This is a genomic window from Hymenobacter polaris, from assembly GCF_012927305.1.
Classification (GTDB): Bacteria; Bacteroidota; Bacteroidia; order Cytophagales; family Hymenobacteraceae; genus Hymenobacter; species Hymenobacter polaris.
In genome coordinates, this window is sequence record NZ_JABBGH010000001.1 from 1,120,708 (window position 1) to 1,136,703 (window position 15,996).

Consider the following 15,996-nt stretch of genomic DNA (forward strand, 5'->3'; position numbering starts at 1 on the left):
GCCCTCGCTAAGGCGGCGGCAGTCATCAACAACCGGAGAGGTTGGGAGCTATTCGGTGGGTGTGGGAGCAGCCTCTTTGGCCGGGGCGGCGGGCTTGGCTTCCTTGCTGGCCGGCGCGGGGGCCGGCTTGGCCTTGGCCACTACCACGGCCTTGGGCGCCAGGTACAAAAACATGCGCTTGCCTTCGAGCTTGGGTAGCTGCTCCACTTTGGCTAGGTCCTCGAGGGCCTGGGCAAACTTGAGCAGCAGTATTTCACCGCGTTCCTTGAAGACGATGCTACGACCTACAAAGTGCACGTAGGCCTTGATTTTGGCGCCTTCCTTTAAAAACTCTTGCGCGTGCTTGAGCTTAAAGTCAAAGTCGTGGTCGTCGGTATTGGGGCCGAAGCGAATCTCCTTAAGAACAACTTTGGTTTGCTTAGCCTTCAGCTCACGAGTTTTTTTCTTCTGCTCGTATTTAAATTTCGAGTAGTCGATGACGCGGCAAACGGGCGGCGTAGCCGTGGGCGAAATCTCCACGAGGTCCAGGTTCTGGTCCTGGGCCATTTTGCGGGCTTGGTCGGTCGGGTAAACACCCTGCTCGACATTATCACCGACCAGGCGAACTTCGCGGGCGGTGATTTTCTGATTGATTTTGAACGGCTCCTCCACCTGCTGGCGGGGCACGTATCGACGATTCGGGGTAGCTATGGCGAAAGTCCTCCTGCTGAAATGTGGCTGGAAAGATGTTTTTAAGGGGAACGCCCGGCGGATGGCCAGGCGTTCGGGGGGCAAATATCGGAAAATTACTTGGTATATCCTAATCAAGCTAGCCCATAGCTTCGGCTACTTGATTTTGCACGCTTTTAATAAAGGCGTCGAGCGGCATCGAGCCAAGGTCGCCCTCACCGTGGCGGCGCACGCTTACCAAGTTGTCTTGCGCCTCTTTCTCGCCAACTACCAGCAAATAGGGCGTTTTGGCCAGCTCCGCATCGCGGATTTTACGGCCAATGCGCTCGTCGCGGGCATCTACGGTGCCGCGCAGGTCGGCCGCCTCCAAGGCGGCTTTTACTTGGTAGGCGTAATCAGCAAATTTGTCGGAGATGGGCAGCACCGTGAACTGCTCGGGCGAGAGCCAGAGCGGGAAGTTGCCGGCCGTATGCTCGATGAGCACGGCCACGAAGCGCTCCAAAGAGCCAAACGGCGCGCGGTGAATCATCACTGGGCGGGCGCGGGTGTTGTCGGGCGTCACGTATTCCAAGTCGAAGCGCTCGGGCAGGTTGTAATCTACCTGCACTGTGCCCAGCTGCCAGCGGCGCCCTAGGGCATCGCGCACCATAAAGTCGAGCTTGGGGCCGTAGAAGGCCGCCTCGCCCAGCTCCGTGACGGTGGTTAGGCCCTTTTCGGCCGCCGCCTGGATGATAGCGTTTTCGGCAATCGTCCAGTTCTCGTCGCTGCCGATGTACTTGGCTTTATTCTCCGGGTCGCGCAGGCTTACCTGAGCCGTGAACTCGGTGAAGCCTAGGGCCTTGAATACGTACAAGACCAAGTCGACGACTTTCTTGAACTCGTCGATTACCTGGTCGGGGCGGCAGAAGATGTGGGCATCATCCTGCGTGAAGCCGCGCACGCGGGTTAGGCCGTGCAGCTCGCCGCTCTGCTCGTAGCGGTACACGGTGCCAAACTCGGCCAGGCGCACCGGCAGGTCGCGGTAGCTGCGGGGCTTGGTGCGGTAGATTTCGCAGTGGTGGGGGCAGTTCATCGGCTTGAGGAAGAACTCCTCGCCGGGGTTGGGCGTCTTGATGGGCTGAAACGAGTCGGCGCCGTACTTCTCGTAGTGGCCGCTGGTCACGTACAGCTCTTTGGCGCCGATGTGGGGCGTCACCACAGGCTGGTAGCCAGCTTTTACCTGGGCTTTGCGCAGAAACTGCTCTAAGCGCTCGCGCAGGGCCGTACCCTTGGGCAGCCACAGCGGCAGGCCGGCGCCCACCTTCTCCGAGAAGGCGAACAGCTCCAGCTCCTTGCCCAGCTTGCGGTGGTCGCGGCGCTTGGCTTCCTCCAGCTTTTCGAGGTACTCGGTTAGGTCCTTCTGCTTGGGGAAGGTGATGCCGTAGAGGCGCGTGAGCTGCTTGTTTTTCTCGTCACCGCGCCAGTACGCGCCGGCCACATTCATGATTTTAGCCGCCTTAATGGGGCTGGTATCCGGAATGTGGGGGCCGCGGCAGAGGTCGGTGAAGCTGCCCTGGGTGTAGAAAGTGATGTTGCCGTCCTCCAGGTTTTCAAGCAGCTCGAGTTTATAGGGGTCCTGCTTCTCGGTGAAGTAGGCCACGGCCTCGGCCTTGGGCACCTCGCGGCGCTCGAAGCGGCTCTTGTTTTTAGCCAGCTCCAGCATTTTCTTCTCAATGAGCGGAAAGTCGTCGGAGCTGATGGTGCGGCCCTCGCCCAGGTCCACGTCGTAGTAGAAGCCGTTTTCGATGGCCGGGCCAATGGCCAGCTTTACGCCGGGATACAGCGCTTCGAGGGCTTCGGCCATGAGGTGGGCCGAGGAATGCCAATAAGCCTGCTTGCCGCCGGCGTCGTTCCAGGTAAGGATTTCCACCTGGGCATCTTGGGTGAAGGGGCGGTGCAGGTCGCGGATTTCACCGTTGACTTTTACTGCCAAGGCGTTGCGGGCCAGGCCTTCGCTGATGCCAGCGGCCAGGTCGTAGCCAGTCGTGCCGGGCTCGACCGGGCGGACCGAGCCATCGGGGAGGGTGATATGAAGCATGGGGTAGTCGCTGCGAAAGTCGCAAACGGGGCGGCAAGTTACTAGGGCGGTGGTTTTCGGCGGACTGGCGCTAACGGATTGCCCGCAGAGGGCGCGGAGCGCGGACGGCGCCAAAACGCCATCTTCCTAAACCAACCTACTCGCTTGATAGTGCCCTAGGGGCTAGCGGGACGGCAAAAGCGCCTCGGCGGCGGGGCGGGGCCTGAGGCTGGCCGGGCGTGGGTAGTAGCGCGGGCCGGTGCGCAGGCTGTCGGGCAGGGCGGACTGCACTTTCTGCCCCAGCGTCCACACCTTGTAAGTCCAGTGGGTGTTGCCGGGGTTTTCGAGCACCAGCATGCGGTATTGCCGCAGGGCTTCGGGCAGGCGGCGCTGGGCTTCGAGGGCTTCGGCCAGCAGCTGCCGGGCCTGGGGCAGGCGCGGGTTGCGGCGCAGGGCCCGGCGCAGGTGCGGAATAACGGCGGCGGGGCGCTGGCCGTGGGCGCTGGCGGCCAGCGCCAGCCGGTAGTCGGCCCGGTACTGGGTGCTGTCGAGCACCAGGGCGCGGCGGTAGTAGCGCAGGGCGCTGTCGGGGCGGCCCTGCAGCTCCAGCTGGCGGCCAAAATCGTAGTGCAGCGCCCCCGAGGCCGAGTCGAGGCGCAGCCCTAGGGTGGCGTAGCGGGCCGCATCGGTAGGCACCCGGTAGGCATTACTCAGAAAAGCCAGCTGGTGCAGAATCTCGGGCTGGCGGGGGTCGCGGGCCAGGGCGGCGCGCAGGTAGTCGAAGGCCTGCACGGTATCCTGGGTGGCGGCGTAGGCCAGACCTTTGTAGAAGAGGGCGGCCGGCTGGTCGGGGTCGAGGCGCAGGGTGCGGTCGAGGCTGGCCAGGGCGGCATCGTACTGGTGGGCGGCCAAGTGGGTTTCGCCCTCCAGCAGAGGTAGCTCGGGCGCGTTGTAGCCGGCGGCGGCGGCAGCGCGGGCGGCGGTCAGCGCCTCAGTTAGGCGCCCTAGGGCCCGCAGGGCGCGGGCCTGCAAGTAATACAAGTCGCCATCCTGGTCGTCGATGGCAAGGGCGGCCGATACGTCGCGCAGGGCGGCGGTGGGCTGACCGGCGGCCAGGCGCAAGCTGGCACGGCGAGCCAGCAGGGCCGTATTCTGAGGCTGCTGCCGAATGGCGCCATCTAGTTCGTCGGCCTGCACCCTAGGGCCGCTTTGCACGGTAGCCAGGTTCACCAGCGTGTCGGGCTGCTCGGCGGGCGCGGCCTGGCAGGCGCCCAGTAGCGCCAGCAAGCAGTAAAGAAGCAAACGCAGCGAGACGGGCATACGTCAAAATTACGCCCGGCCGGGCTGGTCAGCCTTTTTATCCAGACCCCGCAGGCGCGTTAGGCAGCCAAGCGTGCCTACTGTTGCCTTGCCCCGTGTGCCCACAGAGACCCAGGCTAAGGGGTAGCGCCGGCCACCACACTCTCTAATTGGCCTGACCGCTGGCAGCGTGGCCGGTGCGTGGCTTTCATTCATCTTTTCTTAATCCTTGTTGCTTTCAGCCTGGGCAACAAGTACTTTTACACATGAAGTACTGATGAAAAATAGTACACACCAAGTAGATTTTACCTACCAACCCATTCTTCTCTATGCCCCACCCGCTACCTGCTCCGGCACCGCTGGCTGCTGCTAAAGCAACTATTCCGCCCTCTCCCACTTCGCCTTTTGCCCACCTCAGCCAGGATGCGCCGGCGGGACTGGTAGTATTTCTGGTGGCGCTGCCGCTGTGTTTAGGCATTTCGCTGGCCTCGGGGGCGCCGCTGCTGGCGGGGCTGGTGGCGGGCATCGTGGGTGGGTTGGTGGTGAGTTTGCTGAGCGGCTCGCACGTGAGCGTGAGCGGGCCGGCGGCGGGCCTTACTATCGTCATGGTGTCGGCCATTGGCACCCTAGGGTCTTTTCCGGCGGTGGCGGCGGCTACGGCCGTGGCGGGCGTCATGCAGCTGGCGCTGGGCGCGGCGCGGGCGGGCATTATCGCGCTTTATTTTCCGGCGGCCGTTATTCGGGGGATGCTGGCGGCCATTGGCATCATCCTCATTCTGAAGCAGCTGCCGCACTTCGTGGGGTTCGACAAGGACTACTTCGAAGACCTGGAGTTTTTCCAGGCCGACGGGCGCACCACCTTCACCGAGCTGGGAGCGGCCCTGGGGGCGTTTAGTCCCGGCTCGGTGCTGATTGGGCTGGCATCGCTGCTTTTGCTGCTGCTCTGGGACCGCCCGGTGGTGCGGCGCCAAGCCTGGGCGCGGCTGGTGCCGGGGGCGCTGGTGGCGGTGCTGGCCGCGCTGGGCCTCAACCAGTTGCTGCACCTACTGGCGCCGGCCTGGCAGGTGCGGCCCGCCCACCTGGTGCACTTGCCGGTGCTAACGACCCTAGGCCAGCTAAGCCGCGAAATGACCTGGCCCGACTACTCGGCCCTGCGCCGGCCGGCCACCTACGGCGTGGCCCTCACCATTGCCATCGTGGCCTCGCTCGAAACGCTGCTCAGTATCGAGGCCGTAGATAACCTTGACCCGCAGAAGCGCCACACCCCGCCCAACCGCGAGCTGCTGGCCCAGGGCGCGGGCAACCTCGTCAGCGCCCTGCTCGGCGGGCTGCCCCTCACGGCGGTTATCGTGCGCTCGTCGGCCAACATTGCGGCCGGGGCGCGCACCCGGCTGGCGGCCTTTATTCACGGCACGCTGCTGCTGGCCAGCCTGTTGCTGCTGGGCCGCTGGCTGAATTTGATTCCGCTGTCGGCGCTGGCGGCGGTGCTGCTGGTGGTGGGCTTCAAGCTAACCAAGCCGGCGCTGTACCGGCAGCAGTGGCGCCTGGGCTGGGCGCAGTTCGGGCCGTTCATCTTCACCATCATCGCGGTGCTGTTCACCGACCTGCTGAAGGGCGTGAGCCTAGGGCTGGTGCTCGGGTTCTTCTTCATTCTCAAGGACAACGCCAAGGCCGGCTCGTATCTGCGCCGCGAATCGGGCGCCCCCGACGCCCCGCCCGCGCCCGGCGAACTGCTGCACCTGCGCCTGCCCGAGCACGTGTCGTTCCTCAACAAGGCCAGCATCGTGACTACCCTCGACCAGCTGCCCGCCGGCAGCCGCGTACTGCTCGATGGCAGCCGCTCCGATGTGATTGACCACGACGTGCTCGAAGCCATCGAAGCTTTTCGGCAGGCCGCCCCGGCCCGCGGCATCGAATTAGAACTGCGCGGGGTGCCGCAGGTGGCGCTGGCAGGGCACTAGCCGGCCTGGAAAACTGCCACGCTACCACGGCCTTAGGGCGCCGACCTGGGCGCGGCGGCGCGGCCGGCAAAGGCAGCTACCGGGCGGCAGCCCGCAGCTGCTGGTTGAGCAGAGCCTCGGCCCTAGGGGGCGGCAGGCGCAGCAAAGCCGCGAAATGTTGCAAAAAAGAGGCGTAGGTGTTCTCGCTTTCTTCGAGCTGCTGAAAGGCGCCCACGCCGGCGCGCTGAGCCACTAGCTCATACACCAGCCCCGCTGCTACGTAGCGCGGGTTGGCGTTGGTGGGGTAGCGGAACTTGCTGGTGTAGAGGTCCTCGAACGTTACGCCAGGGTGCCGCTGCAAATCGAGGGCCACGGCGCGCAGGGTTTCGCGGTAGGGCGTGTGGCCATCTACGCCGCCCAGGTAGGTGGCCAGGCCCTCGGCTAGGAAATAGTTTTTTACGGCGGGGTACAGCATGTGCACGAACTCGTGGCGGTGCTGCTCGCGGCCGCGGCTGGAGAAAGTGCGGTTGAAGGCTTTTTGGGTGAAGCCGGTATTGTAGGCCAGCCAGTAATCGAAGTTGAACAGCCGGCCTAGCTCTTCCTCCGAACTCATCAAGTAATAGTCGAAGGGCTGCGCGCCGGGCGGGTGCAGCAGCGCCACCACCGAGTCGCAGAAGGCGCTGGCGCGGCGAGCCTGCGCAGGATTGAAAGTGAAGCCAGGCGGGTAGTGGAAGCGTACCTAGGGCGTGGCAAACGACTGCCAGCAGGACGTTTCGGTGTTCCAGCAGTTTTCGCGTTCCCAGGTGCCAGTGGCGTCGCGCGCGGCGTAGTAACGCAGCCAAAACGGCGGGTTCTAGTGCGTTTCCTGCACCCAGCCGGCCGCTAGTGCGATTCTAGCAGCGGCTGCGGCACGGCGGCCGGGGCCATCTGAGTTACTGGTACGGCGTGCCCGGCAATGGCGGCCTGGTAGCGGGCCTCGTCAAACTCGCCCTCGCTTTTGGCAATGACCAGCGTGGCCACGCCATTGCCGATGACGTTGGTGATGGCGCGGGCTTCGCTCATGAAGCGGTCGACGCCCAGCAGCAGGGCCACGCTCTCGACCGGAATGGTTTTGGTAGCGGCCAGCGTGGAAGCCAGCACAATGAAGCCCGAGCCTGTGACGCCCGCCGCCCCCTTGCTGGTGACGATGAGAATGCCAATGAGCGTGAGCTGCTGGGTGAACGTGAGCGGGATGTTAAACGCCTGGGCCAGAAAGATAACCGCAACGGAAAGGTAGATGCTCGTGCCGTCGAGGTTGAACGAGTAGCCCGTCGGAATGACCAGACCCGCCACCGAGCGCGAGCAGCCCAGGCGCTCCAGCTTGTCAATCATGCGCGGCAGGGCCGACTCCGACGACGAGGTGCCCAGCACCAGCAGAATCTCTTCTTTGATAAAGCTCAGGTACGCGCCCAGGCGCAGCTTGTAGTAGCGCAGTATCAGGTTGAGCACCACGAAGATGAACAGGAACATGGTGACGTACACCACCAGCATGAGCTTGCCCAGCGGCAGCAGCGTGGCGATGCCGTACTTGCCGATGGTGAAGGCCATGCCCCCGAAGGCCCCTAGGGGTGCCAGCTTCATCACCAGCCCCAGCACCTGAAACATAACGGCCGACAGCCGCTCCAGCGTGCGCGTGAGCGGAGCCAGGGGCTCGCCCAAGCGATTGAGGGCCAGCCCAAAGAGCACCGCAAACAGCAGCACCTGCAGGATGTCGCCCTGAGCAAAGGCGCCCACCACGTTGTCGGGCACGATGTGGGTGAAGAACTCCACCCAGTTCATCTCGCCCGCCTTGTCGGTAAACTTGGCGGCTTCCTCGGTTTTCTTGCTGTCGAGCAGCACGGCCTGGGCCGTGGCTTGCACGCCGGCGCCCGGCTGCGTGAGGTTGGCCACGCCGATGCCGATGGCCAGGGCCAGCGTAGTCACGATTTCGAAGTAGAGCAGGGCCTTGCCCCCCACCCGGCCCACTTTCTTGAGGCTGCCCATACCGGCGATGCCCAGCACCACGGTCAGGAAGATAATGGGCGCTATCAGCATCTTTATCAAGTTGATAAAGGTGTCGGCCACGGGCTTGAGGCCGGCGCCGAGCCTGGGAAAGAGCGCGCCCACCAGCACCCCGAGGGCAATGGCCGTGAGCACCTGCACGGTGAGGTTGGAATACCAGCGTTTCATGGGTGAGAGGAGGCGGGAGAAGGTAGCGAAAAGAACCGGGGCCTAGGCTTTGGCGCCGGGGTCGGTAGTGAGGCGCGAGGTGGTGCGGGTTTCGGGCATTTGCACAAACAGCCGCAGCCACGTACCGGCGCAAGATAAACGGCGCGCCCAACGAGCAAGGCAGCCCCTAAGCAGTGGCTGGCGGCGGGGCCGCCGGCCGTAGCCCTAGGGCCCAGTGGCCCGCCAAGGGCGGCGTCAGCTCACGCCTCGAAAAAAATTATCCAGCAGAATGGCCGCCGACACGGCCACGTTCAGGCTTTCGGCGCGGCCGCCGGGGCCGTGCGGAATGTGCAGGCGCTGCGTGAGGGCCTGGCCAACGGCTTCGCTCAGGCCGTGGCTTTCGCTGCCCATCACCAGCACGCCCCTGGGGGCTAGGGCCAGGCGGTGCACGTTGTCGCCGTGCAGGTCGGCTCCGAATACCGCCGTTTCGGCCGGCAGCTCGCTTAGCCAGGTGGCCAGGTCACGGCCGGCCCACACCGGCACCCGGCCGAAGGCGCCCATGCTGGCGGCCACGGCCTTGGGGTTGAAGGGGTCGGCGCAGTGCTCGCTCAGCACCAGGCCGGGCAGGCCGTACCAGTCGGCCAGGCGCCAGAGGGTGCCCAGGTTGCCGGGGTCGGCCACGCCGTCGAGGGCCAGCACGAGCTGGGTGGTGGGCAAGGTGGGCAGCAGGGGCCCTAGGGCAGGCTGGCGTACTACGGCCAGGGCGGCGGCGTTAGTTTGCAGCGTGCCCAGCTGGGTTAGCTCCTCTTCGCTGGCCAAATGCAGCGGGGCGCGGGCGGCGGCCAGCTGCGGGGCGAAGGCGGGCGTGGCCACCAGGTGCTCGATGGCCAGGCCCGCGCCGAGCAACTCTAGCACGCTTTTGGCACCTTCGACCAGGAAGGCGGCGTGGCGCTGCCGATATTTGCGCTGGTGCAGCGACCGAATGTATTTGGCGAGAGCTTTTGAAACCATTGGACCCACAAAGTAACGACCACCCGCGGCGGCGTGGCGCGGCGGGCGGCCGGGGCCTACTGGCGCTGGTGGCGCTGTGGCTGGCCGTGGGCTGCTCGCCGCTGCGCCTGCTGGCGCCCAACGAGCGCCTGCTGACGAAGGTAACGATTGAGAGCGACGGCCTGACCACGGCCCAGCAGGAGCGCATGCTAACACTGGTGCAGCAAAAGCCCAACCGCAACCTGCCGCTGCCCCGACTGGCCATCTACCAGCTGGGGCACTCGTTCTACGACTCGGCCCGCATCAAGCGGCACATTGCGCGCATTCAGGCCAAGTACGCCGACAAGATTGCCCAGGCGGGCACCGACTCGGCCCGCGTGGGGCGGCTGGCCGACCGCCGCGACCGCCGCCTGGCCCGCAAGCGCACGGCTCTTAACAAGGGCAACGCCATTATGCGCCTCGGCGAGCCGCCCGTGCTCTACGACCCCACCCTGAGCGCCCGCACCGTGGAGCAGCTCAAAACGTACCTGCACTCGCAGGGCTACTTCCGGGCCCAGGTGAGCTACTTCGACACGGCCCGCGCCAAGCGCAGCCCCGGCGGCATCGTGCGCAACCTGCTGGGCAGCAAGCCCGTGCGAGCCACCCCCCTGCGCGATTCCCTGACCGGCCAGCGCCTGTACCGGCGCGTGGCCGTGACCTACGAGGTGAAGGAAGGCCCCGAGTTTACCCTGAGCCAGCTGGCGCGCATCGTGCCCGACTCGGGGGTGGCGCGCGTGATTGCCCAAAGCCAGACGGACGCGCTGCTGCACCGCGGCGACGCCTACAACGAGGACGCGATTGGGCTGGAGCGCCAGCGCCTCGAAACGCTGCTCAAAAACGCGGGCTACTACGATTTTCGGGCCCAACTGATTTCCTTTGAGGCTGATACGAGCTTTGAGAAGCAGCAAGTGCGCCTGCGCATGCTGCTAGCCAGCCCCCCCGGCGGCCTGCGCCGCTACCGCCTGCGCCAGGTAACGCTGCTGACCGACGTGAGCCGGGCCCGCGCCCTGCGCGCCACGGCCGGCGATACTGCCCGCCTGGGGCGGCGGTCGTACCGCCAGCAGCTGGCCGCCGACACGGCGGCCGCCCGCGTGGCCACCAACGCCAACCGCACGGGCCGCATCTCGACGGCCAACCTGCCGGCGGGCGTTACCCCGGCGGCCGTGTCCGACTCCATGACGGCCAGCCGGCTGCGGCGCACGGGCCGCCGCGTGGCCCCGCGCGATACCGTGCGCCAGGATTCGGTGCTGATTGCCAGCCGCGGGCCGCTCGAAATCAGCCCCAAGGTGCTGGTGCGCCAGGTGCCGCTGCGGCCGGGCCAGCTCTACAACCTCACCCGCACGCAGCGCGCCCAGCGCCAGCTGTCGGCCCTGGACATGTTTCAGTTCAACACCGTGACCTACCGCAAGGTGGCGGCCGACAGCCGGGTGAGCTTCGACAACGTGGCCCGCGACACCACCAACGCCGACGTGGCCCTGGCCGATACCCTGCGGCCGGCCCTAGGGCCCCCGCGGCCCCCCGCCGCGCTGGAGTCGCCCACGGGCTTTCTCGACGCCACCATCACCACCTCGCCTAGCCCGCGCTTTTCCGAAACCACCGAATTTGGCGGCACCTACGTGGCCGACAAGGTGGGGCCCTTCGGCAACCTGCGCCTGAAGTGGCGCAACCCCTTTGGCGGGGCCGAGGTGCTGGAGCTAAGCGCCCGCGCCGGCCTGGAAGGCCAGCTGGCCCGCCTCGACCTGAATGACGCCACCAACACGTCTTCCCTTTACACCCTGCAGTACGGCGCCTCGGCGGCCCTGGTGGTGCCGCAGTTTCTGGTGCCCTTCGGCCTCGGCAATTTCCTGCGCAACGACCAGCCGCGCACCCGGTTCTCGGTTTCCAACAACTACACCAAAACCCCTTACTACACCCGCAGCAACACGGAGGCCACGCTCGACTACCTCTGGCAACCCAGTGTTTACCAGCAGTATATCTTTACGCCCCTGGATATTGGCATCGTCAGCACGCCGTTTGTGAGCGAGGCCTACCAGGCGCAGCTGGATACGCTGCGCATCAAATTTGGCAGCCCGCTCTACCAGTCGTTTCGCAACATCTACGAGCCGAGCTTCAGCTTCAGCTCCATCTTCAACTCCAACGACATCAACCAGACGCGCTCGGCGCACTACTTCCGCTGGTTTGTGGAGCTGGGCGGGCTCACGCGCGGGCTCTACCGCGACGCCGGCTGGTTTAAGGACACCGGCTTGTCGGTGTATAACTTCTACAAAGTCACGGCCGACTACCGGCAGTACTACAAGCTGTCGCCCACCACCTACCTGGCCTGGCGCCTCAATGGTGGCATAGCCCAGGCCCTGACGGCCACGCCCCCCGCCCAGGCCGGCGACAGCGAGTATATTATTCCCTACGACAAGTTTTTGTTTGCGGGGGGCTCGAACAGCGTGCGGGCCTGGGCGCCGCGCCGGCTGGGCATCGGCTCCTTTGCCACCACCAAGCCCGACGGCACCCGCGACTACGTGACCGAGCAGCCGGGCAACGTGCTGCTGGAAGGGTCGGTAGAATACCGCTTCCCGCTGTACTCGTTCATCAACGGCGCCGTGTTCACCGATTTTGGCAACGTGTGGTCGCTGCAGCCTGACGACCGGCGCCCGGGGGCAAAATTCCAGCTCGACTCGTTCTACAAGCAGTTTGCGGTGGCGTCGGGCTTCGGCCTGCGCATGGATTTCACGTTCATCATCCTGCGCTTCGACATTGCCACGAAAGTGTACGACCCCACGGTGCCCGACGCCCCTTGGCGCCTACGCGAGGCCATTCGCACCACTACCAACCAAACGATTATCAACGTGGGCATCGGCTACCCTTTCTAGCCCGGAGGGGGCCTAGGGCCAGGCGGGTGCAATCAATTTGGGGACGGGCGGGTTGTAGAGGCTACGCCAGCGCCGCTTGGGCGCGGCCTTTAGCTTTCTTACTCATGGCTACCCAACGCTTCAAAACCACCATCAACTGCGCCAACTGCCTGCGGGCCGTGACGCCCACCCTCAACGCCGAGCCGGCCATCAGCACCTGGCAGGTGGACACCACCACCCCCGACAAGGTGCTGACGGTAGAAACCACCCTGGCCCCCGCCCAGGTGGCGGCGCTGGTGCAGGAAGCCGGCTTCGACGCCCGGCCCCTGTAGTAGCCCGGCCCCTAGGGCCGTAGCCTACCAAAAAGGCCCATCCCGCGCGGGATGGGCCTTTTTTTAGTCCGCAATTTTTTATTCCGCCACCTCGTCGCGGTGCAGCTCGCGGCCCTGGTAGCGCACCAGCAGGTAGCGGCGGCGAGCCCCGTCGTAGCGCAGGGCCACGCCGGTGCCGGTGCTGGGCCAGGTGGCCGGGGCGCTGGCGCTACCGGCCAGCGGGCGGCCCTGGCCAGTATAGAGCGTGACCTGGCCCGGCAGCGGCTCGGTAAGGGCCAGCACCTGGTGGCTGCCCCCAAAGTCAAACCACTGCACCGGCTTCTCGCCCGAGGTCAGCAGCTGGCGGCTCAGCAGCAACTCGCCGGTGGGGCTGAAGGCGCTGAGCTGGCCACCATCCTGCCGCACCACTACAAAGGAGCCGGCGCGGCGGCTGGCCTCGGGCACCAGCCGGAAGCTGGCCGTGCGGCTCCAGGTGGCCAGGCGGCGGCGGCTCGTCACGTCGCCGCTGAGGGTGAAGGCGAGCAGCTCGCCGTGCTGATTGACGAGGCGCAGCTGGCTTTTGGCCAGCGTGGGGCCGGCCGTGGCCAGCAGCGGCCCCGCCAGCCTAGCCCCCGCGCTCACCGGAAAGCCGGGGTAGCGCTCGCCGGCCTGGTCGAAGGCGTAGACGTAGCCGTTGCGCAGGGCCGCCACCACCACGTCGCGCCCGCCCACGGTGAGCAGGGCGGGCGGGCCGGCCAGCGGTGCTTCGAGGCGGCGGGGCCAGCCGGGGTAGCGCCGGCCGTTGGTATCGAGCAGCAGCAGGTCGGTGGCAGTGGCCACCACCAGGCGCGGGGTGCCGGGAGCGGCCACCACCGCCGTCAGGGTCGTGGTATCGGGTAGGTTGAGGGGGAAGCCGGGCGCCTCGCGGCCGTCGGCCACGCTCAGCCAGTGCACCTGGTGGGCGGTGGCCAGCAGCAGGCGGCCCCGCACCAGGCGCGGCCCGGGGCCCACGGCCGGGCCGGGCAGGCTATCCACCCACGGCAGGGCGCCGGGCGCGCCGGGCAGCAGGCGCAGCACCCCCGCCGAATCGGCCAGCACGGTGGAATAGGCGTTTTCGGCGGCGCTCAGCAGCAGCGGCTTACCGGCCAGCGCGGTGCGGAACCGGGTGCCGGTGCTGGCCGCCAGGGCCGAGTCGGCGGCCGTGGCTTCGGTGGCGCGGCGCAGCAGCAGCTGGGCGTAGTAGGGACCGGCCTGGGCGGGGCCGCCGGCCCTAGGGGCCGCGTCGGGTGGCAGCAGCTGCCAGGCCACCTGCGGGAAGCGGCGCAGCAGGCTTTCGTTGCGCAGCAAGCCGGCGCGGCGGTCTTCGGCCAGCGTACCCAGCAGCGCGTTCCAGCCCTGGCGCACATCGGCCAGCAGGGTGAGGCGGGCCTGGGGCAAGGCCTGCTGCACCAGCGCCACCTGCGTGGTGGAGCGGCTCCACACCCGGCCGGCCGCCACCTCGGCGGCGTATCGGCGCAGGCTGGCTTTCTCGCCCCACACCAAGTAGCTGCCCATGAGCACCGTGCCCAGCGGCACGGTGTCGGCCGGCGCAGGGCCGCCGAGGGGGCCCGCCAGCTGCGCCGCGCCCACGGGCGCCCCAAACAGCTCGAAACGGCCCACGCGCTCGAACGCGGGCGCCACCCGGGCGGCGCGGCGCAGGCGCGCCAGCCAGCTTGCCGCCCGGCCGGGGGCGCGGCAGCGCAGCACCAGCACCGGCGCGGGCGGCGGGCCGGGCGTGGGCGCCGCCAGCCAGGCCAGGGCGGCCCCCGGCAGCAAGCTGGCGCGCAGGCTGTCGAGGGCCGGGCGGGTAGCCGAGTCGGGGGCGGCGGCTAGGGGCAGGCGGCCATCTACGGCCAGCAGCAGGGCGGTGCGCTGGGGCAGCACCTCGGCCAGGGGGCGCAGGGCCTGGGTGGGCGGGCCGCTCATCTGCGCCTGCCAGGCGCCGGCGGCCGTTTCGGGGTTGGCAAAGCCGGTGCAGGTAAGCTGGCCGGGGGCCAGTTGCAGCCCCAGCCAGCCGTCGCGCACCAAGGCCAGGGCCTGGTCGAGGCGGGCGTGGGTACCGGGCTGACACAGCACATCGAGCAGCCCCGGCAGACGGCGAAAATTGATGAGTAGCGTGGCATCGAAGTCGCGCAGCCGGAACAAGTCGGTTTCGCCGAAGCCGGCGCGCACGGTGGGCGCGTCGGGGTGCGCCAGTCGGTGCACTACGGCTTCTACCAGGCCCGGGTTGGTACTGAACAGCAAGTGGTTGCGGTAGTTGAGCAGCGTCAGGCGCTCGCCGCCGCGCCGGGTCAGCTCCTGCAGCTCCTGGCCTTCGTAGGCACGCGCCCCTAGGGTGTAGCGCGGGTCGCGGCCCAGGGTTTCGAGCAGGCCCCGCGCCTGGCGGTACTCGCGCACGCTCAGCAGTGGCAGCTGGTAGAGCAGGTCTACCTGGCGCGGCCCCGTGACGTGCAAGGACGTCAGCACCAGCTTATTGCCGAGCAGGCTCAGTAAGCCGCGGCGGGGGCTGGCGCTGGGGTTGCCGCCGGTGGCCAGGCTGTCGGCCAGGGTCAACTGGCCGGCTACCTGCTGGTAGTAGCGCACGCCGGTGAGGTTGTCCCACACGCCGGCCTCCTGCAGGTGGCGCACCAGGGCGGGGTGGTTGCGGGTGGCCAGCACCAGCACCGCATCGTCGGGCACCAGGGCGTAGGCATCGACGGGCACGGCGGCCAGCGTGCGGCGGTAGTAAACGTAGGTGGCCAGCGACAGCAGCAGCAGCGAGGCCAGCAGCAGGGCCAGGAGCTTGCGGGACATGCGGGCAAAAGTAGCGCCTAGGGCGCAAGGGTCCCTAGGGCAGCTTAGCGCCCAAAGGTGAGCGTGGCGCGCAGCGTATCGGGCGGCCGGGCAGCGGGACTTTGCACCACCAGCGCCACGGCGGTGTCTTTGGTTAGCTGGCCCGCGGTGTTGCGCTGGTAATAGTGAAATTGCACGCCCACTGGCGGCAGGTAGTAGCCGCGTAGATAGGCCAGCGTATCCAGGTTGTTGCCGTGCAGGTAGCGGTAGTTGAAATCGAGCTGCTGGTAGCCGGTGTTACGGTTGCGAATGCGCACGGCCACGGTGCGCAGCTCGTTGGGCTGGAAATCGACGGTATTGGTTTGACCAACGGTTACTTCTTGGCTGTTAAGATATTGAAAAATACTAGCTTTAGGATTGGTGACAAAAGCCAAGCGATAGTACGGCGAAGACTTTCGCAAATCCAGCGGCTCGGCCGTAGCGGCATAGTACAGGCCCTTGCGGTTGCGAAAGCTCAGCTGATACTTACCCTGCCTATCGGTCCGCACCGAGTCGCCAGTGGCAATTAGGTAGGGCCTGCCAAATATGCCGCGCTGAAACGACTCAATGACCATCAGCACGCTCGCCAGCGGCCGGCCGGTTTCAGCACTCGTCACGGTGCCCTGCACTACGGTCAGCTGGTCGGGCTCGGCGGTATTCTCACACGCTACCAGGCAGGTGACGCAGAACAGGCTGACCAGGCAGAGTAGCAGCAGACGCATGGTGGCGGTTATTTTCCAGCGAGTAGGTGGTTTTTCTGAAGTCAGCCTGAAGATACTAGTGTTGCCCCAGAAGTTGCATTCAGCCCTAGG

Annotated in this window: 10 protein-coding genes and 1 pseudogene; 3 read left to right on the forward strand and 8 right to left on the reverse strand. The window is 66.6% G+C overall.

The genetic code is table 11. The annotated features are described in order from the left end of the window. Window positions 1–132: 132 nt before the first annotated feature. From infC to HHL22_RS04755, 3 genes and pseudogenes are all read right to left on the reverse strand, one after another. A pseudogene (gene infC / locus HHL22_RS23920) lies at window positions 133–690 on the reverse strand (translation initiation factor IF-3); the annotation flags it as partial. Between the two features lie 118 nt (window positions 691–808). Beyond that, on the reverse strand, window positions 809–2,746 hold the full coding sequence (thrS, locus tag HHL22_RS04750) for a threonine--tRNA ligase (RefSeq protein ID WP_169529797.1): 1,938 nt from the start codon (window positions 2,744–2,746) through the stop codon (window positions 809–811). A gap of 162 nt (window positions 2,747–2,908) precedes the next feature. After that, window positions 2,909–4,045 (reverse strand): tetratricopeptide repeat protein, encoded by a 1,137-nt coding sequence (locus HHL22_RS04755; protein ID WP_169529798.1) that lies wholly within the window; start codon window positions 4,043–4,045, stop codon window positions 2,909–2,911. 308 nt (window positions 4,046–4,353) lie between these two features. On the opposite strand from HHL22_RS04755, the gene HHL22_RS04760 reads away from it, so the two are divergent. Then, entirely contained in the window at window positions 4,354–5,985 is a 1,632-nt protein-coding gene (locus tag HHL22_RS04760) for a SulP family inorganic anion transporter (protein WP_169529799.1), read from the forward strand. Window positions 5,986–6,061: 76 nt separating this feature from the next. Here the strand turns inward: HHL22_RS04760 and HHL22_RS04765 are convergent, their stop codons facing one another. The 3 genes from HHL22_RS04765 to HHL22_RS04775 all read right to left on the reverse strand — a co-directional run bounded on the left by HHL22_RS04765 (window position 6,062) and on the right by HHL22_RS04775 (window position 9,162). Beyond that, window positions 6,062–6,625, reverse strand: a complete 564-nt coding sequence (locus tag HHL22_RS04765) for a hypothetical protein (RefSeq protein ID WP_169529800.1) — start codon at window positions 6,623–6,625, stop codon at window positions 6,062–6,064. A gap of 221 nt (window positions 6,626–6,846) precedes the next feature. Next, on the reverse strand, window positions 6,847–8,172 hold the full coding sequence (locus HHL22_RS04770; RefSeq protein WP_169529801.1) for a dicarboxylate/amino acid:cation symporter: 1,326 nt from the start codon (window positions 8,170–8,172) through the stop codon (window positions 6,847–6,849). A 234-nt stretch (window positions 8,173–8,406) separates the two neighbouring features. Beyond that, window positions 8,407–9,162 (reverse strand): TrmH family RNA methyltransferase, encoded by a 756-nt coding sequence (locus HHL22_RS04775; RefSeq protein ID WP_169529802.1) that lies wholly within the window; start codon window positions 9,160–9,162, stop codon window positions 8,407–8,409. Here HHL22_RS04775 and HHL22_RS04780 point away from each other — a divergent pair. Further along, window positions 9,162–12,044 (forward strand): BamA/TamA family outer membrane protein, encoded by a 2,883-nt coding sequence (locus HHL22_RS04780; protein WP_169529803.1) that lies wholly within the window; start codon window positions 9,162–9,164, stop codon window positions 12,042–12,044. The genes HHL22_RS04775 and HHL22_RS04780 overlap by 1 nt on opposite strands. A gap of 104 nt (window positions 12,045–12,148) precedes the next feature. Beyond that, complete coding sequence (locus tag HHL22_RS04785; protein WP_169529804.1) at window positions 12,149–12,355, forward strand: heavy-metal-associated domain-containing protein; 207 nt, start codon at window positions 12,149–12,151, stop codon at window positions 12,353–12,355. 78 nt (window positions 12,356–12,433) lie between these two features. Here HHL22_RS04785 and HHL22_RS04790 read toward each other — a convergent pair whose 3' ends face one another. Both HHL22_RS04790 and HHL22_RS04795 read right to left on the reverse strand, forming a co-directional pair. Beyond that, on the reverse strand, window positions 12,434–15,166 hold the full coding sequence (locus tag HHL22_RS04790) for a hypothetical protein (protein ID WP_169529805.1): 2,733 nt from the start codon (window positions 15,164–15,166) through the stop codon (window positions 12,434–12,436). A 44-nt stretch (window positions 15,167–15,210) separates the two neighbouring features. Then, window positions 15,211–15,906: a hypothetical protein gene (locus HHL22_RS04795; protein WP_169529806.1), complete on the reverse strand. Its 696-nt coding sequence runs from the start codon at window positions 15,904–15,906 to the stop codon at window positions 15,211–15,213. Window positions 15,907–15,996 lie beyond the last annotated feature (90 nt).